Below are 8,520 nucleotides of genomic sequence, written 5' to 3'. Positions count from 1 at the left end.
GCCGAGACCCCCACTCGCAAGCAGGGGTCTCGGCGACTTCCTGGGGTCTGAACGCCGAGGAGGCGCGGTGCGGGTCGACCGGCTCGCGCGAAGCTCACCGCTGATCACGACCCCCGTCCGGCGGCTCCGAGGTCGGCGAGACGCCGCAGCCCCTCCTGCGAGGGCGACCCGGGTTCCGCCGTCCAGACGATGGCCGTGTGGCCGCCTCCGGCATCGAGGGCTCCCCAGTCGAGTGTCAGCTCCCCCACGACGGGATGCCGCAACACCTTCGTGCCCGTGCCGCGAGTCGCCACCTCGTGCGCCGTCCAGAGCCCCTCGAACTCGGTGCCGAGGGCGACGAGCTCGGCGATCAGCGCCTGGAGTCGAGGGTCTCCCGGATCACGCGCACTGTCCATCCGCAGCTGCGCGAGGGCGAGGTCGACCACCCCGAGCCAGTCCGTGTACAGGGTGCGCAGGGCGGGGTCGGTGAACAGCAGCCGGATGAAGTACCGCTCGCCCTCGGGGACGGCCGAGAAGTCGGTGATGAGGGACGCCGCCATGGTGTTCCACGCGACGACCTCGGTCCGGGGGCCCATGACGAAGACGGGCGTGGCCCCGAGGTCCTCGATCATCCTCAGGACGAAGGGGGCTACGCCCACCGACACAGGAGGCGCGTCGTCGGGCAGGACCTTCCCGGCCAGTCCGGCCAGGTAAGCCCGCTCATCCGGGCTGAGTCGGAGGACCCGAGCGAGATCGTCGAGCACGGGCGCCGACGCCGGGAGTCGTCCCTGCTCGAGACGCGTGTAGTAATCCGTGCTGATGGAGGCGGCCCGGGCGACCTCCTCGCGGCGCAGTCCGGGGACGCGTCGGGGGTGCTCGTCGTCCGTCAGACCGAGGTCGTGGGGCTGCAATTCCGCTCGCCGGGCACGGAGGAAGTCGCCGAGCTCTCGCCATTTCGGTTCCGCTGCCATGCGCCGATCCTGCCAGCCCTCCGTCGCGACGGCGGGACCGCTGGTCCTGCCGCCCGCGACGAGCTGGGGGGTCATTTTCCTTCCCCTGTGGAGCGCCGGATGCGAGTGGCAACGTGATCTCACGACACCGGAAGATCCCCTTTCGGTGGCGACAGGAGGACACCATGAAGGCCATCGGCCTCACCGCATTCGGAGGACCGAGCGTCCTCCACCCCGTGGACGTCCCCGAGCCCCACGCAGGGCCCGGAGAGGTCCGCATCCGCGTCCGCGCCGCGGCCGTGAACCCGGTCGACACGATCATCCGCTCCGGCGGCTTCGCCGGCAACGACGGCGCCGTCGTCGAACCGGTCGTCCCCGGAACGGACGTCACCGGCGTCGTCGACGAGCTCGGCGACGACCTCGCCACCGACGAGGGCTTGCAGCTCGGTGACGCGGTCATCGGATTCGTGGTCCCCGAGGCCAGCCACGGAGGCTACAGCGAACACGTCGTCCTCCCGGCGGAATCGGTCACCCGGCTGCCCGGCGACCTCACGTTCGTCGAGGGTGCGTCGTTCCTCTCCAACGCCCTGACCGCCGAGATCACGCTCGAGCACCTCGCTCTCGACCCCGGAGCGACCCTCGCCGTGACCGGTGCCACCGGAGCCGTGGGCGGCTACCTCGTCGAGCTCGCCGTCCGCCGAGGCATCACCGTCATCGCCTCGGCATCCGAGGCGGAAGCGGAACTCGTCCGGGGCTTCGGGGCGACCCACGTCATCGACCGCGGCGAGGACTTCGCCGCCGGAGTCCTGGCCCTGACCGGGGGCCGTGGCGCCGACGCCCTCGCCGACCCGGCGATCGTCGGCGAATCCGTCTTCGGTGCCGTCCGCGACGGAGGACAGGCGGCGTTCTACCTCCCCACCGACAGCACACCCGGTCGCGACGTCCAGGTCTTCTCGTCGTACGTGATGCGGTCCCACCGTCGCCACGACGTCATCAGCGCACTCGCGCAGCTGGCCGACCGAGGTGAGATCGCGACCCGTGTCGCCGGCACGCTCCCCGCGGCCGACGCCTCGACCGCCCACTCCCGGCTCGAGCAGGGCGGCCTCCGCGGCCGTCTGATCCTCGAGTTCTGACCCACCCGATCCCCACTCCCGAACCCAGCTCCACCACAAGACAAGGACATCCCATGGACATCGCCGCACCCCTCCCCAGCGTCGGACAGACCTGGCTCGCCGACCTCGGCCCCGACACGCCCCTCGGCCACTTCACCGTCGAGATCACCTTCGACACCGAGACCCAGGTCTCGTTCCTGGTCACGGGCGGTGCCATCGAGGGCCGTCACGAGACGATGGAGTACACCACCACGAAGGTCCGCGACGGTCTGCACGTCGTCCGCTGGACCGAGCCCGACTCGGGCGACCACGTCACCCACATCGAGGACTACACGAACGGCGCCTGCATGGCGAGCTCCGTCATCGGTGGCGAGTTCGTCCAGCTGCACGGCACCTGGACCCGCGTCCGCTGACCCCGGCCGGCCCCGGCACCGGTTCCGATGCCTCCGCCGACCACGGGTGCCGAGGCAGGGAGGCCCTGAGCGGGCCTCCCTGCCTCGTGGCGCCCCGCCTACCGTCGACCCCGACTCGACACCCCTGAGAGGAACACCATGAAGGCAACAGTCATGTACGGCGCCGGCGACGTCCGCGTCGAAGACGTCCCCGACCCCGTCGTCCAGAAGCCCACCGAGGCCCTGATCCGTGTCACCTACGCCTGCGTCTGCGGCTCGGACCTGCACCCGTACCACGACCTCGGCGACACCCCCGAGGGCCGCCGCATGGGCCACGAGGCCATCGGCGTCGTCGAAGAGATCGGTGACGACGTCCGCACCCTCTCCGTCGGTGACACCGTCATCGTGCCCTTCGCCTGGTCGGACGGCACCTGCCCGTTCTGCCGTGACGGCATCACCACCTCGTGCGTGCACGGCGGCTTCTTCGACGGTGCGCCCTCGGCGACCCAGGCCGAGAAGCTCATCGTCCCCGAGGCCGACGGTACCGCCGTCAAGATCCCTGCCGGCACGGACGAGGCACTCATGCCGAGCCTGTTGACCCTGTCCGACGTCTACCTCACGGGCTACCACGCCGCGGTGCAGGGGCAGGTCGGCCCGGGCAAGACGGTCACCGTGATCGGCGACGGCGCCGTCGGTCTCTCCGCCGTCCTCGCCTCGAAGCAGCTCGGTGCCGAGACGATCATCCTGATGGGCCGCCACACCGCCCGCACCGACCTCGGTCGCGAGTTCGGCGCCACCCACGTCGTCGCCGAACGCGGTGACGAGGGTGTCGCGAAGGTCATGGAGATCACCGGCGGCGAGGGCTCGCACGTCGTCCTCGAGGCCGTCGGTCACATGCCCGCCTACGAGCAGGCCTACGGCATCGTCCGTCCCGGCGGCACCATCAGCCGCGTCGGCGTGCCCCAATACGAGGAGGCGCCGGTCGGCTTCACCTCGCTGTTCGGCAAGAACGCGACCCTGACCGGTGGCCCTGCCACGGTGCGCGCCTACCTCGAGGCCGCCATCCCGCAGGTGCTCGACGGCACCATCGACCCGGGCCGCGTGTTCGACCGCGAACTGCCCCTGTCGGAGATCGCCGAGGGCTACCGCCTGATGGACTCCCGCGAGGCGCTCAAGGTGCTCATCCGCCCGTGACGACCGAGGAGGCGCCTGTCGAGCGAGCGGGCGCCTCCTCCTCCCCGCGGACGAACGGTCCCGCACCTCCCCCTCCCCCTCCCCTCGAACTCAGAAGGAGTCTCACGATGCCCACCTTCGACCCAGCCACCCTGGCCGCCATCGGCGGTACCGACGACTTGCACGTCTCTCCTCTGCGGGACGACGGCGTCACCCACGGCACCCCCACCTGGATCTGGTCCGTGGTCGTCGACGACGCGCTCTTCGTCCGCGCCTACAACGGGACCTCGTCCCGGTGGTACCGGGCCGCGATGAAGCAGGGCGCAGGACGCATCCGCGCCGCGGGCGACGAACACGACGTCACCTTCGAGGCCGCTGCGGGTGTCGCCGACGACCTGGTCGACGCCGCGTACGAGGCGAAGTACCACGGCAGCCCGTACCTGCCTCCCATGCTCACCGCGAAGACCGTCGCGGCGACGGTGAAGATCAGTCCGCGCTGAGCGTCGCTACGACACCGGTTCGACGAAGGGGCTCCGCACGTTCTGCGGAGCCCCTTCGCCGTCGTCGTGACCCCGGCAGCCCGCCGGGCCACCGGGTCGAGGAACTGCCGGTCAGAGCGCCTCGGGGAACGCGTTGCGCCGCCCGTACACCGTCAGCGCGAACGCCACGACCCCGAACCCGATCATCAGCACCGGCAGCACGAGTCCGTCCACCACGGTCAGCAGGGCGGCGCCGACGATCCCGGCGAAGAAGATCGCCACGTTGAACGCCACCGGCAGGAAGGCGCCCCCTGCGGTGGTCACGTCGGCACGACGCGCGCCCGTTCAACAGAGCAGGGCGTCGCGTCGCATGCCGTGCCGCAGACAGGAGAAACCGCCATCCGGGCACGGATGGCGGTCTCCCCGGTCGCATCTGCGGGTTAGCTGGTCCTCGCCGCATTCTTGTGAAGCGATCCCCGAAGGGCGAACCACACCAGTGGCCCGACAACGGGGGCCACGACGACCACGATGAGCCAGATGGTCACCATCTGTGCCGACATCGCCTTGTCGCGAACGATGGAGACGATGGCACTGACGAGGAGAACCGAGCCAGCCAAGAGGACTACGGACCAGAAAAGGTCGAGTGGTGCGAGTCCGAACATGAAGTTCTCCTTCTTCCTAACTTACGTTCTATTTTAGGCGCGGGCGACGGATGCCCCACCGGTGGTCGTCCGCAGGTCGAGCCAAAACGGGGTGTTGCCCCATCCCCCGGCAGACAGGTTGAACTGGTGACGGATGTCGCGGCCGTTGTTTCGTGAGAACGCGATCTCATTCGAGACGGCCAGCACGGTGACGACCTTGTTGGAATTCGCGATGAGCTGCGACTTGGACGACGTCGGGGTGATCTGGTAATTCGCGTTGAAACTGTTACTCCACGTGACACCGTGGTAGTAGACGTGGCAGCTCTGCGCGTAGCGAACGCCTCCATTGTTACCGAAGACACAGTTGCTGACGCCCTGGGCTTGAGTGGAGACTCCACCCGTCTTGGGGGGCAGCACGACATTGCTCTTGGCGGTTCCGTCCAAGAACGGCTTCGCCTGAGCGATCATGGCCTGCAGTTCGGCGGGACTAGCTTGGCGCCCCTGCTCAATGCCCATCTCGGTGTAGGAACCGTCTGCGTAGACGTCCTTCGTCACCTTGTAGTCGCCCTGCTGCTTCGTGGTCGACGACACCGCAGCCTTGCCAGACGCGGCGTCCCACAGCTCGCCGTCTGTAACTTTCTGCAACAACTCGGCCTGCTGCGCCGGAGCGATGTCGGAAGCTGCGAGAGACGACTTCGTCTTCTCGAGTTCGACCTGGCTCACACCCGCCGGGGCGGCGATCGCCGGCGCTCCCATCAACGTGGTCCCCAAAACGCAAACTGCTGCCGCAACACTGAGGCCTACCATCTGCTTCTTCATGCAATTCCCCCTTGAACTGTGCGTTGAAGCCCCAAACATACAAAGGGGTCTGCTTTTTTTTCAACCCCCCTCGAGATGTTGCATCTGCTGCACTTTCTTCCCCTTGCCGTTGAGGAGGTGAGCATCGATGATGCCCAGGGCCGAGCCGGTCAGAGCGCCCCGGGGAACGCGTTGCGCCGCCCGTACACCGTCAGCGCGAACGCCACGACCCCGAACCCGATCATCAGCACCGGCAGCACGAGTCCGTCCGCCACGGTCAGCAAGGCCGCCCCGACGATCCCGGCGAAGAAGATCGCGACGTTGAACGCCACCGGCAGGAAGGCGTTCGCGACGTCGGCGTTGTCACCGCCGACGGTGGTGAGCGCCGCCTGCAGCTGGGCCGACGCGCCGCCGAACGTGACGCCCCACACCACCGCGGCGACGACCACCGCCGGCACTGAGGCGTGGCCGACGAGCAGGACCACCCCCGCGACGACGAACAGGGCGACGCTGCCGTGCAGCAGGGCGCGCGGGTGCTGGTCGAGCAGCGCCCCGGTGACGACGATCCCGCCGATCGAGGCGATGCCGTAGATCAGCAGCGTGACGTCGACGCCGAGCCCCGACCCACCGGCCCGCAGGTACGGCGAGACGTACGTGTAGATCGTGTTGTGCGCCAGCATCCACGCGGCGATGACGGCGAGGATCACGGCGATCCCCGGGATGCGGAACACCCGCCCGAGCGACAGCCGTGCCCCTGCGGGTGCCGGTGCCGCGTCGGGGACGATGCTCGCCACGAGCGCGAAGACGACGACCCCGAGCAGGGTCAGCCCGCCGAACGACCACCGCCAGTCGAAGGCCGTCCCGAGCCACGAGCCCAGCGGCGTCCCGAACGCGAAGCCGACGGGCGCACCCGCCGAGACGATCGCGAGCGACAGTCCGGCACGGTCGGGCGGGCTGATCCGGCGTCCGTAGGCCGCGAGCATGCCCCAGATCACACCCGAGAACGCGCCGGCCACGAACCGCGACACGAGGGCGAGGGCGATGACGGGCGAGAGCGCCGTCACCGTGTTCGCGACGACCAGGCCGGTGATCGCGATGAGGAGGAGCGGCTTGCGTCGCATCCCCCGGGTCAGCGTGATGGCCGGCACGGTCGCGACCACGGTGCCGAGTGCGTAGGCGCTGATGAGCAGTCCCACGGCGCCCTCGCTCGTGTCGAGGCCGTCCGCGATGACGGGCAGCAGGCCCGCCGGCATCGTCTCCATCGCGACGAGGATGAACCCCATCGTCGCCAGGACGACCAATGAGAACACCGGCAGCCGTTCGACGGGCCCTCCGGCGACGGAGGCGCGGGGCACGTGGGTGGGGACGGGCGCTGTCGACATGGTGAGGTCCTTTCGGGCGCGGGGATGCGCCTCCTGGGGGTGAGCCCGGTGGTGCGGGAGGAAGAAGGAGGCGCGGGTCAGGTGACGGGGTCGGCGGACCGGGCGCGTTCGACGACGTTCTCGGTCGCCGCCCACGAGGCGAGGAGGCGCAGCCCCTCGTCGGACGCGGAGCCCGGGGCGGCCGTGTAGACGGTGAGCGAGTGCCCGGGGGTGTCCTGGAGTTCCATCACCTGGAAGTCCAGCGCGAGCAGGCCGACGGCCGGGTGCCGGAACTCCTTGGCGCCGGTGTAGTGGCGGCGGACGTCGTGGGCGGCCCAGCGGGCGCGGAACTCGTCGCTGCGGATGGACAGCTCGCCGACGAGGGCGGCGATGCCGGCGTCGTGCGGGTTGCGTCCGGCGTCGCGTCGCAGGATGGCGACGTTGACGGCGGCTGCGCGCTCCCAGTCGGGGTAGAAGTCGTGGGCGCCGGGGTCGAGGAAGATGTAGCGCGAGTGGTTGGCGGGGCGCAGGGTGCTGCGGTACATGTCGGAGTACAGGGCGAAGCCGAGGGCGTTGGCGGCGACCAGGTCCATGCGGGTGTTGGTGACCATGGCGACGGCGCCGGTCATGGCGTCGAGCATGTGTTGCACCGGGGACTGGGCGATCTTCTGTTCGCTGGTGACCGGGGGCTTGCGGCGGGAGGGGACGGAGGCGCGGGCGAGGTCGTAGAGGTGGTCGGTTTCGGCCTGGTCCAGGCCGAGGGCGCGGGCGATGGCGTCGAGGACGCTGTCGGAGACGCCGCCGAGGTTGCCGCGTTCGAGGCGGGTGTAGTAGTCGACGCTGACGCCGGCGAGGCGGGCGACCTCGTCGCGGCGGAGCCCGGGGACGCGTCGCTGGCCGCCGGCGCTGACCACGCCGGCCTGTTCGGGCGAGAGGCGTGCGCGGCGGGTGGCGAGGAAGTCGCGGACCTCGGCTCGGTTGTCCATGGCTTCGACCCTACGGTCGGTGGTTCCGGGCAACCAGGCCCTGTCGGGGCCAGGTTCGGCGGGGCCTGGCATGCCGTGGGGTGGCTGTGGTCGTGACGGTCGCTCAGCACCTCGGTAGGGTCGTGGCACCAGCACCACTCGACGACGGGGGACCGAGATGACCGACGGACGCGACTACGACGGGCAGCAGGGGCAGCAGTACGGCGGGCCGCAGGACGGGGGCCAGCAGTACGGGGGGCAGCAGTACGGCGGCGTGCCGCAGGCGCCCGGGGCGGGGCACGACGGCGGGGCCGTCCAGCGTCCGTCGCGGGGGTTCGAGATCGCCGGCTTCGTGTTGTCGTTCTTCGGCTTCCTGGCGATCGCCGGCCTCATCATGAGCACGATCTCGTTCCGCCGCCTCGGCCGAGCCGGTCAGCCCCGAGGCCTCTCGCTCGCCGGCATCATCATCTCGATCGTGGTGCTGCTGCTCACCGTCGCGTTCATCGTCGCGGCCATCGTCGGCGCCTCGACCCTCCTCGAGACCTGCGCGGACCTCGGCCCGGGCACCCACGTCGTCGACGGCGTCACCTACACCTGCAGCTGACCCTCGTAGGCGTTCCGGCGAAGTGAGGTCGCGGCGCGGCTCGCCCTGACGGCCGCCCCTGGCCTC

The 8,520-nt window shown here is 70.0% G+C and carries 11 protein-coding genes; 5 read left to right on the top strand and 6 right to left on the bottom strand.

Annotated elements, in window-relative coordinates; all coding sequences use genetic code 11:
* Positions 1-104: 104 nt before the first annotated feature.
* A complete protein-coding gene (locus tag ASE87_RS10090; RefSeq protein ID WP_056229498.1) occupies positions 105-950 on the bottom strand; it encodes a helix-turn-helix domain-containing protein in 846 nt (281 codons plus the stop codon).
* A 164-nt stretch (positions 951-1,114) separates the two neighbouring features.
* Here ASE87_RS10090 and ASE87_RS10085 point away from each other — a divergent pair, with 164 nt between their 5' ends.
* From ASE87_RS10085 to ASE87_RS10070, 4 genes are all read left to right on the top strand, one after another.
* Positions 1,115-2,062 carry an NADP-dependent oxidoreductase gene (locus ASE87_RS10085; RefSeq protein WP_056228201.1) on the top strand — a complete coding sequence of 316 codons (948 nt, stop codon included), beginning with the start codon at positions 1,115-1,117 and terminating at the stop codon, positions 2,060-2,062.
* Positions 2,063-2,115: 53 nt separating this feature from the next.
* Entirely contained in the window at positions 2,116-2,454 is a 339-nt protein-coding gene (locus tag ASE87_RS10080; RefSeq protein WP_056228196.1) for a hypothetical protein, read from the top strand.
* A 138-nt stretch (positions 2,455-2,592) separates the two neighbouring features.
* Positions 2,593-3,627 (top strand): alcohol dehydrogenase catalytic domain-containing protein, encoded by a 1,035-nt coding sequence (locus tag ASE87_RS10075; protein ID WP_082452548.1) that lies wholly within the window; start codon positions 2,593-2,595, stop codon positions 3,625-3,627.
* A 107-nt stretch (positions 3,628-3,734) separates the two neighbouring features.
* Entirely contained in the window at positions 3,735-4,106 is a 372-nt protein-coding gene (locus ASE87_RS10070) for a DUF2255 family protein (protein WP_056228190.1), read from the top strand.
* A gap of 111 nt (positions 4,107-4,217) precedes the next feature.
* On the opposite strand, the gene ASE87_RS10065 is transcribed toward ASE87_RS10070, so the two are convergent.
* From ASE87_RS10065 to ASE87_RS10045, 5 genes are all read right to left on the bottom strand, one after another.
* Positions 4,218-4,409, bottom strand: a complete 192-nt coding sequence (locus ASE87_RS10065) for a hypothetical protein (RefSeq protein ID WP_056228188.1) — start codon at positions 4,407-4,409, stop codon at positions 4,218-4,220.
* A 116-nt stretch (positions 4,410-4,525) separates the two neighbouring features.
* Entirely contained in the window at positions 4,526-4,747 is a 222-nt protein-coding gene (locus ASE87_RS10060; RefSeq protein ID WP_056228185.1) for a PLDc N-terminal domain-containing protein, read from the bottom strand.
* A 33-nt stretch (positions 4,748-4,780) separates the two neighbouring features.
* Complete coding sequence (locus tag ASE87_RS10055; protein ID WP_157489809.1) at positions 4,781-5,545, bottom strand: hypothetical protein; 765 nt, start codon at positions 5,543-5,545, stop codon at positions 4,781-4,783.
* Positions 5,546-5,694: 149 nt separating this feature from the next.
* Complete coding sequence (locus ASE87_RS10050) at positions 5,695-6,906, bottom strand: MFS transporter (RefSeq protein ID WP_056229495.1); 1,212 nt, start codon at positions 6,904-6,906, stop codon at positions 5,695-5,697.
* Positions 6,907-6,983: 77 nt separating this feature from the next.
* Complete coding sequence (locus tag ASE87_RS10045; protein WP_056228181.1) at positions 6,984-7,871, bottom strand: helix-turn-helix transcriptional regulator; 888 nt, start codon at positions 7,869-7,871, stop codon at positions 6,984-6,986.
* 157 nt (positions 7,872-8,028) lie between these two features.
* Between ASE87_RS10045 and ASE87_RS10040 the strand changes: the two genes are divergently transcribed.
* Positions 8,029-8,454 carry a hypothetical protein gene (locus ASE87_RS10040; RefSeq protein WP_056228179.1) on the top strand — a complete coding sequence of 142 codons (426 nt, stop codon included), beginning with the start codon at positions 8,029-8,031 and terminating at the stop codon, positions 8,452-8,454.
* Positions 8,455-8,520 lie beyond the last annotated feature (66 nt).

Origin of the sequence: Frigoribacterium sp. Leaf44 (assembly GCF_001421865.1) — a bacterium.
GTDB lineage: Bacteria > Actinomycetota > Actinomycetes > Actinomycetales > Microbacteriaceae > Frigoribacterium.
This window is presented reverse-complemented; position numbering and strand designations above follow the sequence as displayed.

Excerpts from the sequence above, each read along its gene's own strand:
- ASE87_RS10060 (WP_056228185.1), bottom strand. The coding sequence starts at position 4,747 with ATGTTCGGACTCGCACCACTCGACCTTTTCTGGTCCGTAGTCCTCTTG.
- ASE87_RS10055 (WP_157489809.1), bottom strand. The coding sequence starts at position 5,545 with ATGAAGAAGCAGATGGTAGGCCTCAGTGTTGCGGCAGCAGTTTGCGTT.
- ASE87_RS10075 (WP_082452548.1), top strand. The coding sequence starts at position 2,593 with ATGAAGGCAACAGTCATGTACGGCGCCGGCGACGTCCGCGTCGAAGAC.
- ASE87_RS10080 (WP_056228196.1), top strand. The coding sequence starts at position 2,116 with ATGGACATCGCCGCACCCCTCCCCAGCGTCGGACAGACCTGGCTCGCC.
- ASE87_RS10045 (WP_056228181.1), bottom strand. The coding sequence starts at position 7,871 with ATGGACAACCGAGCCGAGGTCCGCGACTTCCTCGCCACCCGCCGCGCA.
- ASE87_RS10050 (WP_056229495.1), bottom strand. The coding sequence starts at position 6,906 with ATGTCGACAGCGCCCGTCCCCACCCACGTGCCCCGCGCCTCCGTCGCC.
- ASE87_RS10070 (WP_056228190.1), top strand. The coding sequence starts at position 3,735 with ATGCCCACCTTCGACCCAGCCACCCTGGCCGCCATCGGCGGTACCGAC.
- ASE87_RS10090 (WP_056229498.1), bottom strand. The coding sequence starts at position 950 with ATGGCAGCGGAACCGAAATGGCGAGAGCTCGGCGACTTCCTCCGTGCC.
- ASE87_RS10040 (WP_056228179.1), top strand. The coding sequence starts at position 8,029 with ATGACCGACGGACGCGACTACGACGGGCAGCAGGGGCAGCAGTACGGC.
- ASE87_RS10085 (WP_056228201.1), top strand. The coding sequence starts at position 1,115 with ATGAAGGCCATCGGCCTCACCGCATTCGGAGGACCGAGCGTCCTCCAC.